The organism is Paraburkholderia sp. JHI2823, assembly GCF_038900695.1.
GTDB classification, from domain to species: Bacteria; Pseudomonadota; Gammaproteobacteria; order Burkholderiales; family Burkholderiaceae; genus Paraburkholderia; species Paraburkholderia mimosarum.
In genome coordinates this window covers 53,875-72,703 of the sequence record NZ_JAYMRY010000004.1, presented here as the reverse complement: position 1 = coordinate 72,703, position 18,829 = coordinate 53,875, and the positions used below count along the sequence as shown (strand labels likewise).

22 protein-coding genes are annotated in these 18,829 nt (G+C 62.3%); 13 read left to right on the top strand and 9 right to left on the bottom strand.

Going from position 1 to position 18,829, the window contains the following annotated elements; genetic code table 11:
• The first annotated feature begins 117 nt into the window (after nt 1-117).
• Nucleotides 118-471: a hypothetical protein gene (locus VSR34_RS06585; RefSeq protein ID WP_028210710.1), complete on the top strand. Its 354-nt coding sequence runs from the start codon at nt 118-120 to the stop codon at nt 469-471.
• Here VSR34_RS06585 and VSR34_RS06580 read toward each other — a convergent pair.
• The 3 genes from VSR34_RS06580 to VSR34_RS06570 form a co-directional block, all read right to left on the bottom strand.
• Nucleotides 434-982 (bottom strand): GNAT family N-acetyltransferase, encoded by a 549-nt coding sequence (locus VSR34_RS06580; protein WP_028210711.1) that lies wholly within the window; start codon nt 980-982, stop codon nt 434-436. The two genes, VSR34_RS06585 and VSR34_RS06580, sit on opposite strands and share 38 nt — an antisense overlap.
• Nucleotides 983-1,035: 53 nt before the next feature.
• Complete coding sequence (locus VSR34_RS06575; RefSeq protein ID WP_244145258.1) at nt 1,036-1,626, bottom strand: XRE family transcriptional regulator; 591 nt, start codon at nt 1,624-1,626, stop codon at nt 1,036-1,038.
• 129 nt (nt 1,627-1,755) lie between these two features.
• On the bottom strand, nt 1,756-2,184 hold the full coding sequence (locus tag VSR34_RS06570; protein WP_028210713.1) for a hypothetical protein: 429 nt from the start codon (nt 2,182-2,184) through the stop codon (nt 1,756-1,758).
• 70 nt (nt 2,185-2,254) lie between these two features.
• Between VSR34_RS06570 and VSR34_RS06565 the strand changes: the two genes are divergently transcribed.
• From VSR34_RS06565 to VSR34_RS06530, 8 genes are all read left to right on the top strand, one after another.
• Nucleotides 2,255-3,034, top strand: coding sequence for a DeoR/GlpR family DNA-binding transcription regulator (locus tag VSR34_RS06565; protein WP_028210714.1), 780 nt, complete (start codon nt 2,255-2,257; stop codon nt 3,032-3,034).
• Between the two features lie 298 nt (nt 3,035-3,332).
• The gene (glpD, locus tag VSR34_RS06560) at nt 3,333-4,901 is read left to right on the top strand and encodes a glycerol-3-phosphate dehydrogenase (protein WP_342962152.1); all 1,569 of its coding nucleotides are present in this window, start codon (nt 3,333-3,335) and stop codon (nt 4,899-4,901) included.
• A gap of 117 nt (nt 4,902-5,018) precedes the next feature.
• A complete protein-coding gene (gene glpK / locus VSR34_RS06555) occupies nt 5,019-6,521 on the top strand; it encodes a glycerol kinase GlpK (protein ID WP_028229947.1) in 1,503 nt (500 codons plus the stop codon).
• A gap of 113 nt (nt 6,522-6,634) precedes the next feature.
• Nucleotides 6,635-7,351 carry an MIP/aquaporin family protein gene (locus VSR34_RS06550; RefSeq protein WP_028210717.1) on the top strand — a complete coding sequence of 239 codons (717 nt, stop codon included), beginning with the start codon at nt 6,635-6,637 and terminating at the stop codon, nt 7,349-7,351.
• Nucleotides 7,352-7,696: 345 nt separating this feature from the next.
• Complete coding sequence (locus tag VSR34_RS06545) at nt 7,697-8,605, top strand: ATP-binding cassette domain-containing protein (protein WP_028210718.1); 909 nt, start codon at nt 7,697-7,699, stop codon at nt 8,603-8,605.
• Nucleotides 8,598-9,404, top strand: coding sequence for an ABC-2 family transporter protein (locus VSR34_RS06540; protein ID WP_036018252.1), 807 nt, complete (start codon nt 8,598-8,600; stop codon nt 9,402-9,404). Before VSR34_RS06545 ends, VSR34_RS06540 begins: the two co-directional genes overlap by 8 nt.
• 1 nt (nt 9,405) lies before the next feature.
• Entirely contained in the window at nt 9,406-10,164 is a 759-nt protein-coding gene (locus VSR34_RS06535) for an ABC-2 family transporter protein (protein ID WP_342962151.1), read from the top strand.
• A gap of 329 nt (nt 10,165-10,493) precedes the next feature.
• Nucleotides 10,494-11,711 carry an MFS transporter gene (locus VSR34_RS06530; protein ID WP_036018254.1) on the top strand — a complete coding sequence of 406 codons (1,218 nt, stop codon included), beginning with the start codon at nt 10,494-10,496 and terminating at the stop codon, nt 11,709-11,711.
• A 62-nt stretch (nt 11,712-11,773) separates the two neighbouring features.
• On the opposite strand, the gene VSR34_RS06525 is transcribed toward VSR34_RS06530, so the two are convergent.
• Nucleotides 11,774-12,451 carry an SOS response-associated peptidase family protein gene (locus VSR34_RS06525; RefSeq protein ID WP_028210721.1) on the bottom strand — a complete coding sequence of 226 codons (678 nt, stop codon included), beginning with the start codon at nt 12,449-12,451 and terminating at the stop codon, nt 11,774-11,776.
• A gap of 82 nt (nt 12,452-12,533) precedes the next feature.
• Here VSR34_RS06525 and VSR34_RS06520 point away from each other — a divergent pair, with 82 nt between their 5' ends.
• From VSR34_RS06520 to VSR34_RS06510, 3 genes are all read left to right on the top strand, one after another.
• Entirely contained in the window at nt 12,534-12,860 is a 327-nt protein-coding gene (locus tag VSR34_RS06520) for a hypothetical protein (protein ID WP_028210722.1), read from the top strand.
• Between the two features lie 193 nt (nt 12,861-13,053).
• Nucleotides 13,054-13,899 (top strand): alpha/beta hydrolase family protein, encoded by an 846-nt coding sequence (locus VSR34_RS06515; protein ID WP_028210723.1) that lies wholly within the window; start codon nt 13,054-13,056, stop codon nt 13,897-13,899.
• Nucleotides 13,900-14,119: 220 nt separating this feature from the next.
• On the top strand, nt 14,120-14,284 hold the full coding sequence (locus VSR34_RS06510) for a DUF1328 family protein (protein ID WP_028210724.1): 165 nt from the start codon (nt 14,120-14,122) through the stop codon (nt 14,282-14,284).
• Nucleotides 14,285-14,397: 113 nt separating this feature from the next.
• On the opposite strand, the gene VSR34_RS06505 is transcribed toward VSR34_RS06510, so the two are convergent.
• The 5 genes from VSR34_RS06505 to VSR34_RS06485 all read right to left on the bottom strand — a co-directional run bounded on the left by VSR34_RS06505 (nt 14,398) and on the right by VSR34_RS06485 (nt 17,360).
• Nucleotides 14,398-15,192: an SDR family oxidoreductase gene (locus VSR34_RS06505; RefSeq protein WP_342962150.1), complete on the bottom strand. Its 795-nt coding sequence runs from the start codon at nt 15,190-15,192 to the stop codon at nt 14,398-14,400.
• 144 nt (nt 15,193-15,336) lie between these two features.
• The gene (locus VSR34_RS06500) at nt 15,337-15,846 is read right to left on the bottom strand and encodes a PRC-barrel domain-containing protein (protein ID WP_342962149.1); all 510 of its coding nucleotides are present in this window, start codon (nt 15,844-15,846) and stop codon (nt 15,337-15,339) included.
• Between the two features lie 123 nt (nt 15,847-15,969).
• Nucleotides 15,970-16,176, bottom strand: coding sequence for a hypothetical protein (locus VSR34_RS06495; protein ID WP_028210727.1), 207 nt, complete (start codon nt 16,174-16,176; stop codon nt 15,970-15,972).
• Nucleotides 16,177-16,377: 201 nt separating this feature from the next.
• The gene (locus tag VSR34_RS06490) at nt 16,378-16,653 is read right to left on the bottom strand and encodes a DUF2795 domain-containing protein (RefSeq protein ID WP_342962148.1); all 276 of its coding nucleotides are present in this window, start codon (nt 16,651-16,653) and stop codon (nt 16,378-16,380) included.
• 434 nt (nt 16,654-17,087) lie between these two features.
• The gene (locus tag VSR34_RS06485) at nt 17,088-17,360 is read right to left on the bottom strand and encodes a hypothetical protein (protein ID WP_342962147.1); all 273 of its coding nucleotides are present in this window, start codon (nt 17,358-17,360) and stop codon (nt 17,088-17,090) included.
• A 118-nt stretch (nt 17,361-17,478) separates the two neighbouring features.
• Between VSR34_RS06485 and cqsA the strand changes: the two genes are divergently transcribed.
• Nucleotides 17,479-18,780: an alpha-hydroxyketone-type quorum-sensing autoinducer synthase gene (cqsA, locus tag VSR34_RS06480; RefSeq protein ID WP_342962146.1), complete on the top strand. Its 1,302-nt coding sequence runs from the start codon at nt 17,479-17,481 to the stop codon at nt 18,778-18,780.
• Nucleotides 18,781-18,829: the final 49 nt, after the last annotated feature.

The window sequence follows — 18,829 nt, the reverse complement described above, 5'->3', positions numbered from 1 at the left end:
TCGCATGACCTTGCCCACTGTTGCGCGCCGCCATGTGACTGACAGTCGCGAGGGGCAAGGCTGGTGCCAGCCACGCTGGACATCGTTGTTCGCGCAACCTTCCGGGAGTACAGCCGCATGAAGCCGCCGACCGACCGCCTGCGCGTCTACGTTATCGCCGCTTCGCTTTCGTTGGTCCTCATTCAGGCTGCCGTGGTCGTTTCGATCGTGCTGCTGCACGTGCCGATCAAGGCGTTCGAGTCGCAGCCGTTTCGCGCGGCCGTGCTTGCGGCAGTAGGGTGCGCTGTGCTCGTTGTGCGCTGGCAAGCGCGGCGCGCCAGGCGAAAAGCCGAGCGCCTCAGTCGCAGTCACGTGAACCTGCGCGCGTCCCGCGCGGCGTGCGCCTCGATGCGAGCGGCCCGTGAGCGGCTGCGCGCAAGAAAGCGCGCGTACTTCAGCCGTCCACGGGCGGCGCGGGCATCTCCAGATTGAGCTGGTAGAAAGCGGCGTCGAGCCAGCGGCCGAATTTGAATCCCGCTTCCTTGATCGTGCCTGCGTGAGTGAATCCGAGCTTCGTGTGCAGGGCGATGCTGCCGGAATTGGCCGCGTCGATGCAGCCCACGAGCACATGAATCTGCTGCCCGCGGGCGCGCCGGATCAACTCGAGGAGCAGGCGCTCGCCGAGGCCGCGTCCGCGCTGGTCGCGATGCACGTACACGCTGTGTTCGACCGTGTACTTGTTCGCCGGAAACGCGCGAAACGTGCCCCAGCTCGCGAAGCCGAGCAGCGTGCCGGCCTCGTCCACGGCGCCCACTACCGGAAAGCCGTTCGCGCGCTTGGCGCCGAACCAGGCCGCCATCGCCTCGGGCGGGCGCGGCTTGTAGTCGTAGAGCGCCGTCGAATTGACGATTGCGTCGTTGAGGATCTCGAGAATCGCCGTCGCATGCTCCGCTTCGTTGCAGTCGATGAAGCGCACAGCGTCGCTCTTTGATTTCGAGTTCATAGGGAATCCTCTTTAAATGAAAAGGGTGGCAGGCTGGACCGCGCTACGTGGGTTCAGACACCGCTCATGTCGCAGATGGCGACGACATAGCGCGCGGCCCGCGTGCCCGGATTGCTGAAGATCAGGGGCCGGTCGAGCCGCATGGCGAGGCAATCACCCGCATGGAGCGAATGCCGTTGATCGCCCAGCTCCACGTCGATACGTCCTTCCATCACCCAGACCTGCTGGTGAAGCACGTTTTCGCGGCGGCTGGTTTCGTAGGCTACGCGCGCGCCGGCCGGGAAATCGACTTCGACCAGCTGGATCGGCGACGGCCAGTTGGGCGGCGACACGCTCCTGCGCGTATAGCCGGACTGCGGGTCGCGCCATTGCGCCTGCTGTTCGCGGCGCACCAGGGGTTCGGCGGGTGTGTCTTCGCTGCTCGTGCCGAAGAGGCTCGCCATCGACACGGAAAGCCCGGCAGCGAGCTTCTCCAGCACGACCGCGGTGGGGCTGGCGGCGCCTCGCTCGATCATCGAGATCATCGAACGACTCACGCCGCTACGCGCGGCCAGTGCGTCCAGCGTCAGGCCGCGCGTGGCGCGCAAGTCGCGCACGCAACGGGCGATTCGCTCGTTGATTCCGGGGTCGTTCGGACTGTCCATTTGGCCGCGTTCCATGATGATGGAGGCATTTTCTAATAAATTGGAAATAAAGGTCAACAAAAAGCGCACACGCGGCGACGGAGGCGATGGTCTGCCAGACGCGCCGGTCGACGACGCGTCATCACCCGGCTATTCGCCGTTGCGCGCGCGGGCCTGTTCGGCGAGCGCCTTGTAGTCGTAGGTGGGATAGAACTCGGTGTGGTAGCCGCCCCATGCCGTTTGCTCGATCGCGCGATTCACCTCGCGCAGGCGGTTGGCGGGCACGCGCAGCGTCACGACCTGGCCGATCCCCATCATCACATACCACGACACCACTTCGATGCCGGGCGGCGGAAAGGCCTTGTAGAACCCCTGTTCCGCGAGCTGCTGATTGATCTTCGGCAGCGGCTTCGACTCGTCGTGTTTCAGGAAGATCGTCAGAAGGAAGGTGCCGTCGCCCGCGGGTGCGGCGAGTTGCGGGGCACCCGGGTTCGTTTGCGCGGCGGCGGGCAACGGCGCAAGCATGGCGGTCGCGGCGAACAGGGCTGCGCCTGCCATCCATTTGCTTAGGGTGTGCATCGGCTGTCTCCTGAATCGGGTTGGCAAGCCCTACAATAGGCCCGTCCTCATCCGTATGCAAAACGAGCCCATGACACGAGATCCTCGCCTCACCCTGAACGCGCGCCAGCAGGAAATGCTCGAATGGGTGCAACGCGACGGCTTCGTCACGGTCGACGATCTCGCTTCTCATTTCGACGTCACGCCGCAAACCATCCGCCGCGACGTGAACTGGCTCGCCGACATGAATCTCCTGCGCCGCTATCACGGTGGCGCGAGTTTGCCGACGAGTTCCGAGAACGTCTCGTACAGCGCGCGTCAGCACATGTTCCATGAGGAGAAGCGCCGTATCGCGGCGCTAGCGGCCCAGCATATTCCCGATCAGGCATCGCTCTTCATCAATCTCGGCACGACGACCGAGGAAGTCGCCCGAGCGCTCAATCATCATCGAGGGCTGCGCGTCGTCACGAACAACCTCAACGTGGCGAGCCTGATGAGCGGCTATCCCGATTGCGAAGTGATGATCACGGGCGGCGTCGTGCGGCCGTGGGACAAAGGTATCGTCGGCGAGCACACCATCGATTTCATCCGCCAGTTCAAGGTGGATTACGCCATCATCGGCACCTCGGCCATCGAGCCCGACGGCACGCTGCGCGACTTCGACACGCGCGAGGTGCGCGTGGCGCAGGCCATCATCGAGCATGCGCGCACGATCTACCTCGTGGCCGACCACTCGAAGGTCGGCCGCCCGGCGCTCGTGCGCCAGGGGCATCTGAGCCAGATCCACGCGCTCTTCACCGACCAGCCGCTGCCCGCGGAAATGAGCGAGGCGGTGCTGGCCGCGGGCACGCAGGTTCACGTCGCCGCGTAGCCGGCGGCTTCGCGCGCGCTTTTTCGGCGCGTTTCGCAAGACGTATTCGCTGTTTACCCTCTGAAATCCGGCGCGTTTCGAGCGCGGGCAGGGTCGTTGCTTCCATAAAAGCGACCTGGGACCGCGCCTGGGAGTCCCCGCATTCGCGCCCCATTTCATTTTCGGGTTTTTCGTTTTCGTTCGATTTCGCGCAAATCCACGTCGCATAGGTCGAAATCGAACCTTTACTTTTTCGTTCATGTTCGATAAATTTCGAATTCGAACATTTCGAAGTTCGATTTATCTTCAGGGACAGCAGGTGACTCAACAGAATCGGTACGATCTGCTCGTCGTGGGCGGCGGGATCAACGGCGCGGGCATCGCGCGCGACGCGGCAGGGCGCGGCCTGTCGGTGCTCCTTTGCGAACAGGACGACCTCGCCTCGCACACCTCGTCGTGCAGCACCAAGCTGATTCACGGCGGGCTGCGCTATCTCGAGTACAACGAGTTCGGGCTCGTGCGCAAGGCGCTGCAGGAGCGCGAAACGCTGCTGCGCGCGGCGCCTCACATCATGTGGCCGCTGCGTTTCGTCATGCCGCACATGCCGAACCTGCGTCCCGCGTGGCTCATTCGCATGGGCCTGTTTTTGTACGATCACCTCGCGAAGCGCGAACTGTTGCCGGGCTCGCGCGGTATCGACATGCGCCGCCATGCGGCGGGCGCGCCGCTCGTCGATTCGATCCGGCGCGGCTTCGTCTATTCGGACGGCTGGGTCGACGACGCGCGCCTCGTCGTGCTCAACGCGCTCGACGCGAAGGAGCGCGGCGCGCAAATCGTCACACGCACGAAGCTCGTTTCGGCGGTGCGCACGAACGCCGCGAACGGCGGGGATGGCGCGGGTCGCGCGGGTGGCGAATGGAAGGCGCTCCTGCGCCGCCCGGACGGCAGCACCTTCGAGGTGCGCGCACGCGCCATCGCCAACGCGGCCGGCCCGTGGGTGGGCGAGGTGCTGCACGGTGCGCTCGGGCGCGGCGCGCAGCACAGCGTGCGGCTCGTGAAAGGCAGCCATATCGTGACGAAGCGCCTGTTCGACCACGACCATGCGTACATCTTTCAGAACCCGGACAAGCGCATCATCTTCGCGATTCCGTACGAGCATGACTTCACGCTGATCGGCACGACCGATGTGGAGTATCGCAACGACCCCGCGAAGGTCTCGATCGACGGCGACGAAACGCGCTATCTGTGCGAATCGATCAACCGCTATTTCAAGCGCAAGATCTCGCCGGCCGACGTGCAATGGACCTACTCGGGCGTGCGTCCGCTGCTCGAAGAAGAGGGCGCGGAGAATGCGTCCGCCGTCACGCGAGACTACAAGCTCGAACTCGACGAGGCCGCGGGCGCGCCGCTACTTTCGGTGTTCGGCGGCAAGATCACGACGTTTCGCAAGCTGGCCGAAGAAGCGTCCGACCTGCTGTGCCGCTCGCTTGATCGCACCGCACCGGCGTGGACAGCCGGCGCGCCGCTGCCCGGCGGCGACATCGCGCAGGCGCGCTTCGAGCCTTTTGCGCAGGACTTCGCGAAGCGTCACTCGTGGCTGCCCGCCGCGCTGGCACGCCGGTACGCGCGTGCGTACGGCACGCGCGCCGGGCGTCTGGTGGGCAACGCGCAGTCGCTCGCGGAGCTGGGCGCCGAGGTCGCGCCCGGCATCTACGAAGCCGAATTGCGCTATTTGCGCGACAACGAATGGGCGACGCGCGCCGAAGACGTGCTGTGGCGCCGCTCGAAGCTCGGCCTGCATGTCGCGCCGGGCACGCTTTCCGGCGTGGCCGCTGCTATCGATGGCTGGTTTGCCGCAACAAGCGCGACGGCGACCGCGCAGCACTGAAGTTCGCCGGCTTGAGCCGTTCAGCGACGTCAAGCAGTTCTATGCAGCTTTGAGCATCGCCACGCGCCGATTTTCCCGGCGCGTTAGCACAACTACTTACAGATGGAGATGAGAGACATGCCGGAACAGTACATCCTTGCGCTCGACCAGGGCACCACGAGTTCGCGCGCCATGCTTTTCGACCGCGCGGGCAACATCGTTTCGATTGCCCAGAAAGAGTTCGAACAGATTTATCCGCAACCGGGCTGGGTGGAGCACGATCCACAGGAAATCTGGTCGACGCAGGCCGGCGTGGCCGCCGAGGCCGTCACGCGCGCGGGCCTGAACGGCACCAGCATCGCGGCAATCGGCATTACGAACCAGCGTGAGACGACGATCGTCTGGGACCGTGAGACGGGCCATCCCATCTATAACGCCATCGTCTGGCAGGACCGGCGCACGGCCGACTTCTGCGACTCGCTCAAGGCACGCGGTCTCGAAGAGACAGTGCGCGCGAAAACCGGCTTGCCGATCGATTCGTACTTTTCGGCAACGAAGATCTGCTGGATCCTGGACAACGTGCCCGGCGCGCGCGAAAAGGCGCGGCGAGGCCTGCTCGCTTTCGGCACCGTCGACAGCTGGCTCGTATGGAACTTCACGAAGCACGAATTGCACGTGACCGACGTGACGAACGCGTCGCGCACCATGCTCTTCAATATTCACACGCGCCAATGGGACGACGAATTGCTCGACGCCCTCGAAATTCCGCGCAGCATGCTTCCCGAAGTTCGTTCGTCATCCGAAATTTATGGTCCGACCAAGACCACGGTGTTCGCCTCGAAGATCCCGCTCGCTGGCATCGCGGGCGACCAGCAGGCCGCGATGTTCGGCCAGATGTGCACGAGCACGGGCATGGTGAAGAACACCTACGGCACGGGCTGCTTCCTGATGATGAACACGGGCGCGAAGCCCATCGAGTCGAAGAACAATCTCGTGACGACGATCGCCTGGCAGATCGGCGACGAGATCAACTATGCGCTGGAAGGCAGCATTTTCATTGCAGGAGCCGTGGTGCAGTGGCTGCGCGACGGCATGGGCATCATCAAGAGCGCGCCCGAGATCGAGGCGCTTGCCGCGAGCGTGCCGCATACGGACGGCGTGTACCTCGTGCCGGCCTTCGCTGGCCTCGGTGCGCCGCACTGGAACCCTCGTGCGCGCGGCACCCTGTTCGGCGTGACGCGCGGCACGACCTCGGCGCATCTGGCGCGGGCGGCGCTCGATTCGATCGCGTACCAGTCGCTCGACGTGCTGGCCGCAATGGAAGCGGATTCGGGCATCAGCGTGGGCGAGCTGCGCGTGGACGGCGGCGCGAGCGCGAACAACCTGCTCATGCAGTTTCAGGCAGACTTGCTCGGCGTGAATGCGGTGCGCCCGAAGATCACCGAAACCACGGCGCTCGGCGCCGCCTATCTCGCCGGCCTCGCAACCGGTTACTGGCAGAACGTGAGCGAACTGCAGAGCCAGTGGAAGCTCGACCGGCGCTTCACGCCGTCGATGCAGGCTGCGCAGGTCGATGCCTGCCGCGCGGGCTGGCAGCGGGCGGTGCGCGCGGCCAAGGCCTGGGCCGACGACTCGCATTGAGCGATGTGGTCAGGCTTTCAGTCACAAAGCATAACTAACTAACATAACCCGCCGCTGGATTGCATGCGCCTCGTGCGTATGCACAGCGCGGGCAGAGAGACTACTGGACAATCATGTCACCCTATATTGCGGAATTCATCGGCACGGCCATTCTCGTGCTGCTCGGCAACGGCGCTGTCGCCAACGTGCTGCTAGCAAAAACGAAGGGCAAGGGCGCCGACCTCATCGTCATCGTGATGGGCTGGGCGATGGCCGTGTTCGTGGCGGTCTACGTGACGGCCTCGTTCAGCGGCGCGCACCTCAATCCGATCGTGAGCATCAGCCTCGCGCTGGCGGGCAAGTTCGCGTGGTCGAAAGTGGGCGGCTATATCGCGGCGCAGATGCTGGGCGGTATGGCCGGCGCACTGCTCGTGTGGCTCGCGTATCGCCAGCACTTCGCGAAAGAAGCCGACCCGGATATCAAGCTCGCGGTGTTTTGCACCGCGCCCGCGATTCGCAGCAAGCGGCACAACGTGTTGACGGAGGCGATCTGCACTTTCGTGCTGATCCTCGGCGTGCTCTATCTGGCCGCGCCGCAGGTGGGGCTCGGCGCGCTCGATGCGCTGCCTGTGGGGCTGCTCGTGCTCGGCATCGGCATTTCGCTCGGCGGCCCGACCGGCTATGCGATGAGCCCGGCGCGCGATCTCTCGCCGCGCATCATGCATGCGCTACTGCCGATTCCGGGCAAGCGCGACAGCGACTGGCGCTATGCGTGGATTCCGGTGCTCGGGCCGCTTGCCGGCGGCGCGGCCGCGGCCGGGCTCTATCATTATTTGCATGCGATGAGTTGATTCCGTCGTCGCGCACTGGAGACAGGTGCGCTCGCATGCACAAGGCCCGCGAACGATGCGTCGTTCGCGGGCTTTTGTTCGTTTGCACCGCAGTTGCAGATTGAAGCGGAAAGAATTGGCGTTTTCGTTTTCGCGCCTGCTTGCGGTCCATTCAGGTATCGGCTGGTTCCTCGAACCTGGTCATGACGAGCGCGTCGTCCGGATTGCCATTTCTAACCTCATTACGTCCGGAGCCTGACAGCTAAGGTAGGTGTAAGTAGGAATCTAGTAGGAGATATGTAATTTTTCTGGAGATTCAAGAATCACTGCTCTAAATTTGCCAGAGCCTATCGCTGGGATCATTCAATGAATGAAGACGCACAGCGCGAGACGGAGCGCGGCACTGTCGTGGTCGACGTCGTTGGTGTCAGCCGCATGTATCGGACCCGTCGTCACGAGAGTCCGCTGTGGCGGCAATTGCTGAAGCCGACTTTTGAGACGCATACGGCACTCAACCAGGTGAACCTTCAGATTCGTGCTGGCGAGTGCCTGGGGCTGGTCGGCCCGAACGGGGCCGGCAAGTCAACCATGATCAAGCTGCTAACCGGTCTCCTGAAACCGTCATCGGGCCGGATTTCAGTTCTGGGGCATGAGCCGGGCCGCCTGTCGTCGCACTTTCTTAACCAGATCGCCGCTGTGTTCGGGCACAAGACATCGCTCTGGTGGGATCTTCCCGTACGGCACTCATTCGATGCAATTCGACGCATCTATCGCGTACCGGTCGAGGCGTTTCGCGAGGATGTTGTCCTCTTTGCCGACATGCTTCACGTCGACAAGCTGATGGACCGTACGGTGCGCCAACTGAGTCTCGGCGAGCGCATCAAATGCGAAGTGGTGCTGGCATTGGCTCATCGTCCTCGCGTCCTGATGCTGGACGAACCCACGATCGGCGTTGACATGGAGTCCAAACAGCAGCTCAGGACACTGATCAATCGCGTTGTCGTGGAACGGCAAGTTGCCACCTTGCTCACGACCCATGATGTGACCGACTTGACGGCCTGCTGCACGCATATCGCGTTCATCCAGGGCGGCAACGTGTTCCAGGTCAAGGCCATGGACGACCTGCTCCGGCAATTCGGCGTGTCACGGGATAACGGCGGCCTGCTGGAGTCCCGCCTCATCGATACCTTCCGAACACGTGGCATGACCACCGACGAGGAACGCACGTTCTGCAACACCACGCGGGTGAACGTTATGGGAGAAGAGGATGATTGATCGGCTTCGTCCTTTCGCCATCAATGGCCTACGCGTCCTGCTGGTAGATCGCGGCGTCCTGTTCGTCGATTTCTTCATTGCGACCGGCGTTGCCTTCCTGATTCAGTTCTTTGTCTGGAGCGCAGTCTATGACGCGCACGAGGAAATACACGGGTTTACGCTAGAGAAGCTTCTCTACTACTGCGCCTTCACGATTTACCTGTCTCGCTTGAACAACTGCTACGACCTGGTTCAGGAGATCTCCGATGAAATTATCGAGGGACGCCTCGAGACGCAAGTGGCAAGACCGGTCAGCTATATCGGACAGAAGTTCGCAGCTTATCTGGGCGGCGGTGCCCTATATGCAATACCGGTTCTCATCCTGTGCGTCGTCTACTGGCTGAACAACCCCGAGAGGGTGTCTCGATCGCCAGCCGAACTGTTCAGCTACGGGCTGTTGATCATCGGTTTCCTGCTCGCTGGCGCCGTCTTGAGTTTTTGCATCGGCGTATTCCTGGGTCTCCTGACGTTCTGGCTGATGCAGGCGGATTTCGTGTTGGCTTGCCTGACCACGATCACCGCGTTCCTGGGCGGAGCGATCATTCCACCGGGCTACTGGCCGGAGTACATCCGCCCACTCATGGCGTTCAATCCGTTCCAGTACTTCATTGCCGCACCAGCGGCTCTGATCATCAGCGGTGACGTGCCTGTCGGCGCTGTCGAGCTAGCCGTCGCGATGCTTTACATCCTGCTGTTCATGCTCCTGATCAAGTTGATGTGGTATCGGGCCATCAATACCTACACCGGGGGAGGGGGCTGACATGCTGGTGCTCATTGAAAAAGCCTTTGCCAGGCAGATTCATTACCTGGGAAATTACGTCTCCTATATCACCATCCAGGCTGTCGCGCAGATGCTGACCCTGTTCTACCTGCATACGGTGTTCATCTACACGGATACGCTCAACGGCTGGACCCGGGAACAGGCGATCTTCGTGTTTTATCTGGCTACGATGGTGACCCTAACGGCGGAATGCTTCATCTGCTCAATCCACCAGTATTATCTGCGGCTGGTCCGCGGTCTCCTGGATCCCGTGCTGATCATGCCGCTGAGACGCCGCACGCTCCAGCTACTCCGTTGGTCAGAACCAGGATTTCTGGTTCCCGTCGTCGCGCTGCTGTGCTGCTGGCCACTCATCGATCCTCAGCCTCATCGCCCGATGGAAGCATGGATAGGCGGTCTCGCGATTCTGGCGGTTGGCGTGCTCTCCATCATCGTGGTATTTGCGGTGATCTCGCTCACCGCGCTCGTGACACAACGCCTGGCACCAGCGGATTTCATGGTGTCCGAGCTAAGCCGCATGGTTTTTCTTCCCTCAAGTGTGATGCCGGGTGGCGCATGGCAAATCGTACTCGGCATAGGCTTACCCTTGCTGTTCAGCGCCAATGCAGCAGGTGCGGTCCTGATCGCTGGCGATTATCGCGTGGCGCTGATCCTCACCGCGGGCACAGTCGTGCTGGCCGTTCTCCATCAAGTCATCGAGTCGCGCGTGATGCGGTCGTTCAGCTTCCCGGGCGGTTGAAATCCAACACTCATATGGACTGCTCCTCATCATGTCGGATTCTTACGAAGACGCGGCTGCCCACCATCCTCACGATCGCGCCTGTACGAAGCCATGGCTTGCCAATGGCGTGGCGAAGTCCGCACAGTTCATTGATATCTGCTCCTCGCCTTGCCGATGCGGGCCTGCCCAATGTTTCGACAGGCCATACGAGAGGTCTGCCGTATGTGCAAGTCAGGGATGATTCCTGATACGTTCAGGCTGTGTTAAAGCGGACATCCGTCAAACACAGCGAGAATAACGGCATATCGAGGTGGATCAAATGGACAGCTATCTGGACGGCAATCGGCATGAGATCTGAAAGCACCTCTTACCGCGGGTTGTTAGCGATCGAAAATATTCCTCTGGTGCTGATCGCGGCTTGCATGTCTCGTTTAGGCGGCCGCATGTTCTCGCTCCTGATTATTCTCCACGCATTGTCCCGATTCGGATCACACGAATTCGCGGGGTGGTTGTCGTTCGCGGGAATGGTGCCAGGCCTGATCGTCAGTCCAGTCCTGGGAGCGCTTCTTGATCGGGTGGGCGCTCAACGGGCGATCGTGATGGACCTGATCGTCAGCAGTGTGCTTGTTGCAACGCTGGTCATCGTTGATGTACTCGGTTTGGCTAGTCAGTCGACTCTCCTGCTGATCGGTTCAATTTATTCGCTGACGAATCCTCTTGGCGCTGCCGGGATCAGAACCCTGTTGCCGCGGCTGGTTTCCGCAGCAGATCTTGATCGGATAAACGCAGTCGACACAGCTATCTACGCAGTTGTAGACGTGCTGGGACCCGCGCTGGCCGGTGCGTTGTTCTCGTTTCTTGGCGGGACGGCCACCTTCGCTGTAGTTGCCGTCGCGTATGGGATCGCAGCCTCGTGCGTCATTCCGATCCAGCTTGCTGGGGGCCACAGTAACTGCACAGGCTCAATATGGCGCCAAGCTATGGACGGACTAGCGTTAGTCGTTAAAGAACCTACGCTGCGCGGACTGGCAATTTCCTATTCCCTGTATCAGATGACGTGGGGTGCACTGGTGATCGTGGTCCCAGTGATTATTGGGTTGCATTTTCAGGCTCCAGCCAGTGACAGGTTGACAGGCTTTCTTTGGGCCATCGTTGGCCTTTCTGGGGCAGTTGGTGCCTTGATTGTCGGGCGGATTCGAAGGACGGGACGGGAGCGGATTGTGATGGCAATTGGCATGGGGGTAACCGCTATCGCTTGTTGGCCTGTTGCAGCATGTATAGGTTCAGCAGGTCTCGTGATCGGGTTGGTCATCGCAGGCATGGCTGCTGGTCCGATAGATGTAGGACTACTGACGCTACGACAACGGCGAACGGAGCCTTCGAAGTTCGGTCGAGTTCTCTCGGTTTCCATGAGCTTGAATCTGTCGGGGTTCCCAATCGGTTCCGCGATTGCCGGCATGCTCGTGGGCGTATCAGCTAGTGGCGTGTTTCTCTTTGCCGCGGCTACGACATTCGTCGCGGCATTGCTCGTCCGGTTTATCCCGCCAGACCAGGCACCTGCGTAGTTCGGTTGCAATCAACCTGGGCTGGAAGCCGCGAAGCAACCCGGCAATGCCGGGCCGTTTCGTTATTGTTCGTTCAAAACCGGTTTCGGCGTCCCACGCGGCGGCGCGGGGTCCGCTTCCGCCGCCATTCGCTCCGCCGGATAAAGATTGAGAAACGACCTCGCCTCGTCCATCGACCGGCTTTCGAGCCAGTTCTCATACTCGGAAGCCGGCACGATCACCACGGAACGCTTTTCATCGCCGGGCTTGTGAAAGCGCTTCATGAGCGGGTGATCGTTCGCGTTGACGGTGAGCATCGTGAACGAGTACGCCTTCCCTTCCTCGCCCTCGTCCCACTCGCGCCACAGACCGGCAATGGCGAACGGCGCGCCGTCGGCAAGCCCGACGCGCCAGCGCACCGGCTTGCCCGTCTCGTAGTTCGGCTCGAAGAACGCCTCCGCTGGAATCAGGCAGAGTTGCAGTTTTTTCCACGCGTCGCAGAAACTGCGTTTCTCGCCTATCGATTCGGCGCGCGCGTTCATCGTGTCGAACACTTTCACGCCCGGCGAAATGTGCTTGCGCGGCACCATGCCGAACGTCGCAAGCAGGGCTTCGCGTGGCTCGGGCCCGCCGCTCGTTCGACGAATTACCGGCGCGGCGTAGTCCTTGTAGATCTCGTCGCGCCACGGGTCGTCCGGCGGCATGACGCCGTAATGCCTGAAGAGGTAGTCGCGGCGTGCGGCGGCGTAGTTCGTGCACATGGTCGTCCCTCCGTCCCAATCCTTCAGAATCATTCTGACATGTGGTAGCCTGTATAAATATACAGTGTTTCTGCTATGAAAAATGGGACGCGATCATCGCCACTTCCCACCGCTCACGGCTGCGGAGTTGGCTGACATTTACGACCGGAATCCCTTGCCTGTCGTGTTGCGCCTGCTTTGGGAGATCCACCGGCTGCGCTCCACCATCAGCCGGGCCAACCAGATCCGGCTCACGATCGGCACGCGCGTGGGTACGGCCAATACGCCTGCCGGCATGTGGGAGCGTTTCGAGCAGGAACTCGACGCGGAGCCGTGTTTGACGGACCCGCTCACACCGCGCCAAAAGGGCCTGCTGCATCAAGGCGAGCCGGAGGGGCGCCTGCAGCGCAGGCGGCGAAATGGCGATTGAAAGCGGCGGCGCGGGATCGCATGGGATAGCGGACGCGCTCAGAACGGGTCGCGCCATTTCATTTGCCGCATGTGATCTTTCACACCCTCGCGAGCAGTTAAATGGCCGCATTGAAATTTGGCTGTAAGTGGTCCTTGTTACAGTCCATGAAAGCAGTTGTCTTTCGTGGCAGTCAACACAAGAGCGACTTCTCATGGCTATCTTCCGCGCGTGCTGGCTCGTTCTGGCGCTGCTCCTCAGTGCTCCCGTCTGGGCATACCAGACGCGTATCGTCTCGATCCCCAGCGCCGCGATGCAGCGCTCATTCGACGCGACCGTCGTATTGCCCGACGACTACGCGCGCGGCAACCATGCCGCGCGCTTTCCGGTGATCTATGTGCTGCACGGCTCGGGCGGCAGTTATGCCGACTGGACTTCGAACACTCGCATCGGCAAGCTGGCCGACCGTTACCATGTGGTGCTCGTGATGCCGGACGGCGGTCATGAGAGCTGGTATATCGACAGCCCGTACGATCGGAGTAGTCGTTATGAAACATACGTGGGCGGCGAGGTGGTGTCGTACGTCGACATGCATTTCCGCACGATCGCCACGCGCGAGGCGCGCGCGATCACAGGCTTGAGCATGGGCGGTTTCGGCGCGCTGCGCATCGCGCTGGACCGGCCCGAGACGTTCGGCGCGGCCGGTAGCATCAGCGGCGCGGTCGATCCGCGCAACTGCGAAGACGAGCCCGGCATCGATCACGTGTTCGGCGACCCCATGCGGCACGCGTCGTTCTGGAACAGCAACGCGATCGTGGACAATGCACAGGATTTCGAACGTTCGCATATCGCGTTGACCATCGACTGCGGCGTGAGCGATTTTTTCGTGCAGTCCAATCGCACGTTGCATGAAAAGCTCATCGAACTCGGCGTGCCTCACGACTATGCGGAACGACCAGGCGGCCACAACTGGTCCTACTGGTCGAACTCGATCCGCTATCAGGTGCTCTTCTTCGCCACGGCATTCCAGCGCGCCGGCTGGCATCCCCAAGTCGTCTGATCGCTCATGGCGCGCGCTTTTTTCAGGCGCGCGTGCCCGACACCTCCATTCAGGCATTCCCTTTGCTGCACGTGTGCGGCATGGGCGGGCGCACGAATCCGTCCTGTCGGGGCCGCTAGTCGTGGGCCCTCACCACATGCCGGGCATCGAGCGACCGCACGCGGCGCCGGGGCGCGGCGACCACCCTTGAGCCGGACTGCTCCGGGCACAGGAGGACGTCATGCTTCAATACGCTGTCATTTTCTTTATCATCGCGATCATCGCAGCCGTGTTCGGGTTCGGCGGCATTGCAGCGGGTGCGGCGTCGATCGCCAAGATCCTGTTCTTCATCTTCCTCGTGATCTTCCTCGTCACGCTGGTGCTCGGCGTCGTGCGACGCGGATAACCGGCGAGCGAAGTATCGCAGGCCCCACGCGGGCTGCGATACTTCGTGCTCCCTGAGCGCGACAACTGTTTCGTATTACGAATAAACGCTTTCACGCGGTCGAGACCCGCGCATCACGCGATGGTATCCACCACGCCGCCATCCACGCGCAATGCGGCACCCGTCGTCGCGGACGCCTCTTTCGAGCACACGTAGACGATCATGTTCGCGACCTCCTCCACGCTTGCCGCACGCCGAATGATGGAAGAGGCGCGATGCGTCTGCACGAACTGTGCGGCCACTTCCTCTACGGTTCTTCCCGATGCGGCCACTTCTTCCTCGAGCATCTTCGCCACGCCTTCTGAAAGCGTCGGACCCGGCAGCACCGAATTGACCGTGACGCCCGTTCCCGCAAGCCGCTTCGCGAGGCCGCGTGCGAGCGCGAGCTGCGCGGTTTTCGTCAGGCCATAGTGGATCATGTCGGCGGGAATGTTCAGCCCCGACTCCGAAGAAATGAATACGATGCGCCCCCAGCCGCGCGCGACCATCGCATTCGCATAGGCGCGCGAGAGGCGCACGCCCGACATCACGTTCGTTTCGAAGAAACGCAGCCACTCGGCATCGGGAATCTCGAAGAAGTCCTGCTGCTGAAAAACGCCGAGATTGTTCACGAGGATATCCACCTGCGGGTGCGCCTTCACCAGCGCATCGCACCCCGCTTCATTCGAAAGATCGCCAACGAAGCCTTGCACCCGCGCCCCGGGCGCCGCGGTGCGCAACGTGGCCTCGGCTTCACGCACGCTCTGTGCATGGCGGCTGCCGACGATCACGTCGGCGCCCGAGAGTGCGAGGCCCCTGGCTGCTGCGAGGCCGATGCCGGCGGCTGAGCCGGTGACGAGCGCGAGTTTTCCGGTCAGATCGATTTTCATCCTGGCTCCCTGAGGGCGAAGAGGTGAACCGGCAGTGTACTTCGCACGGGAAACCGGCGTCTTTTCCTCGTGTTGTCAATTCAGTGAATGGAGGCTCATGCGAGCCGCGCGAGCCGCGCGAGCCGCGCGCGCCTCGCGTGTTGGTCAGAGCTTCACGCCCGCGGCTTCCGGAGGCTCGCGGCCAGGATCTTCCAGCGGCAGGCTCGTGGTGTCGTCGCTCCAGTACGGCTTGCGGCCGTAGTACTGGTGCACCGAGCCAGACCACGCGGGATCGGCCATCGAGGGCCAGTGCTCCTTATCGAAGCCGGGTGCGTCCCTCATGCGCTCTGCGTTGAGCGCGATGACGAAGCACTTGCGGTCCACGTCAAGCGCGAGTGCGTTCCACGGCACCGCGAACAGCTTCTCACCGATGCCGAGAAAGCCGCCGCTCGACATCACCATATAGGCAATGCGGCCGGCTTTCACATCGAGCATGATCTCCTTGACCTTGCCGACCTCGTCGCCGTCGGAACTCAGCACGCGGTCGCCATCCAGCGTGCTGGCCGCCATCACGTCGGGGCCCGGGCCCTCCGACGCCGAACGGTCGCGGCCGACGATGCGCGCGCCGTTGCCGCTGGGGGCGGCCGAACGGCTGGGGGTCTGCGACCAGGCCATGATCTTCTCCGTGTTCGTGAAAAGGCGCGAGCGCCATGCGTCCACTCAACACACGGCGCGCGCCGATTTTCATAAGGGTGAGGTCACAACGAAGTACCACGCGGCGGTGCTTGCCAACGCGAATCAATCGCTCTTGCCGCCGCCGTCCAGCCCAGCGCCTTTGCGCCATACTTCCTTGCCTCGCTGAGAGATTTCGCCGCTGCTATGGGTGGCGTCCGGTTCGGTGCCGCTCACGGCCATATCGCCGCCCGGCGGTTCCTGCGCGCGCTGCTTCTCGCGCTTACGTTGTGCTACGCGTTCGTCGTGTGAACGGCCTGCGTATTCGCCCATATCGATCTCCGTAAGGTGAGCGCATCGCCCGATGCGACGCGGATGAGGGTTCGAACCCTGCCGGCGCGAGGGCCGGCCGCTTCGATTTCGGCGCATTGCTCGTGCCACGAGATGCGACGACCGCCAATCGATGAGGATGACGAATCGAGCAAAGGCGGCGCGCTCACACGCATTGATCGGGTAAGGCCGAAAAATCCAGCGTCAACGCGGTGTGTGAGCGCGCAGTTGCGCCGCGATGATTGACGCCGAGACTTCGTAAAAGCTGCCGAACGCTTCGTCGGGCAGCCGGCGCAAGGAGTCGATTACGTCGCGCGATGCGCCGCTGCGTTCAGCGGTTTCGATCAGCGTACCGGGATGCGCGGGCCAGTTCACGCGCTCAAGGGTGTGCCGCACGCGCTCGGCCAGTGCCTCGGCATCGGCGCGAGCTTGATTGGAAGGCTCGGCTTGCATCGCGCCACTAGCGGGAGCGGGCTTCATCGGCGTCTCCTTCAAAGGCCGGGACATCGTGCGCACTTGCCATGCCTGCCGCCGTTTGGCCGCACCCTGCATCGCCAACTCACGCGGGCGCGATCGGGTTGTGCCGCATGCCGCGATGCGCCGTTTCGCTTCAAGCGGGCTATGCGTCGTGAATGAACGCTTCCGGCCATCGGCGGGGCAACCCGCAGACCTTGTGAAATCTCCATGCGCCACGCATAGTTGCGCGGCCCGAAACGCATAACAGCCCTGTTTTTTAAACGATAATTATCACTGGCGCGACAGATGTGCAGCGTGAAGGCGCTTTCGCTGCATGAAGTGCATGGCCTCGATCGCCTGCGTGGCGCGCCTTGATAATTTTCGAGCAGGCGTTTCTTCCCTTGTAACCAGTGGCGATCACGCGATGCGGGATTCGTACGGATATGAAGGCGCTTGCTTCAGGCGCTCAGCGCCCGCATTGGTTTTCGAACTGGCAACGCATGCCGCGCGCACTGATTCGCGCATTTGCGCGTGCCGTTGCTGTTGTCCTTCAGGTTGTCCGCGCAGTTGTCTGCGCAGTTGTCCGCGCAGTTGCTGGAATTCGCATCGTACTCAAGCGCGCTCTGGCGCCGCCGGCCGGGGCCGTCTCCCGTCTCCCGCCGCGCGCCGCGACTCACGCGCTCGCCAGCCTTTGCAGCACCCACATTCAAAAGTCCGTTGCCGGAACGCACACGTCATGCCTCGTTATGCGTGTCGTTCCGCTGCGGGCGCATTACGGGCCGCCCCCGGGATCCATTCTGACCAGCCAGGTCGCCACCGGGGGCGGTCTTCAACCACAAGGAGCCTGAGATGAAAGTTGGTAGCAACTGGCGTAGCGCACACAACAACGACGCGGCATTGCCCGCATTCCTCGCTGCTCGCGTAGACCGTTATTACACCGAACGCGTGCAGGAAAGCTGGGCCGGGGGGCACATCATGAAGGGCCGGGTTGCGAATGCCGATGCTTTGCACCTTTCCAGCAACGATTATCTTTCGATCGCACGTCACCCCGAGATTCTCGATGCAATGTGCATGAGCATCCGTTCGGAGGGCAATGGGCTGCTCATGTCGGGCGTATTCCTGCACGGCGACGATTGCCCGCAACTCACGCTGGAAGACCGTTTTGCGGCATACATGCGAGCCGAAGCGAGCGTACTATGCCAGTCGGGTTTTGCTGCCAACACGGGTCTTATTCAGTCGATCGCCAATGCGCAAACGCCGGTTTACGTCGACATGATGGCGCACATGTCGCTGTGGGAAGGCATACGCAGCGCCGGCGCGCGTGCGATTAGTTTCTTCCACAACGATGTCGATCACCTGGAGCAGCGCATTCAGCGCTACGGGGCGGGCATTGTGATCGTCGATTCGGTGTACAGCACCAACGGCAGCGTGGCGCCGCTTGCCGCGATCGCCGAGGTATGCGCGGAGCACGACTGCGTGCTGGTCGTCGACGAATCACATTCGCTGGGCACGCACGGCCCGCATGGTGCGGGGATGGTGGTCGAACTCGGCCTCACAGACCGCGTGCATTTCCGCACGGCGAGCCTTGCGAAGGCATTTGCGGGGCGCGCCGGCATCATCAGTTGTTCCCGCCGCTTCCAGGAGTATTTCAAGTGCGAGGCGCTGCCCGCCATCTTCAGTTCGACGTTGTTGCCGCATGAAACGGCGGGTCTCGCGGCAACGCTCGACGTGATCGAGCGCGAAGACTGGCGTCGCACGCGCGTCGCGGCCAACGCGCGTTACGTGCGCACGCGGCTTGCCGAACTCGGCTACAACCTGAACGGCAGCGAAACGCAAATCATCGCGCTGGAAGCCGGTCCGGAACCGCAGACGATCGTGCTGCGCGACGCGCTCGAAGCACGCGGCATCTTCGGTTCCGTGTTTTGCGCGCCCGCCACGGCGCAGAACCGCTCGCTCGTGCGGCTCTCGCTCAATGCGGCGTTGTGCGACGAGGAACTCGAGCGCCTTGTCGACGTTTGCGCGGAAATTCGCGACGAGGTGCAGATGTGGAACTGGCCTTCCACGCGCCGCAATGAGCGCAACGCAGGCCGTGCGCGGGTGCGCGCGCCTCAGGCGGTGGTGAACATGCCAATGGTGGCCGTGGCGGCTTGAGCATCGCGCAGCCGGGGCGGCATGGAGCGAGACAGCGATAGCGTGGGGT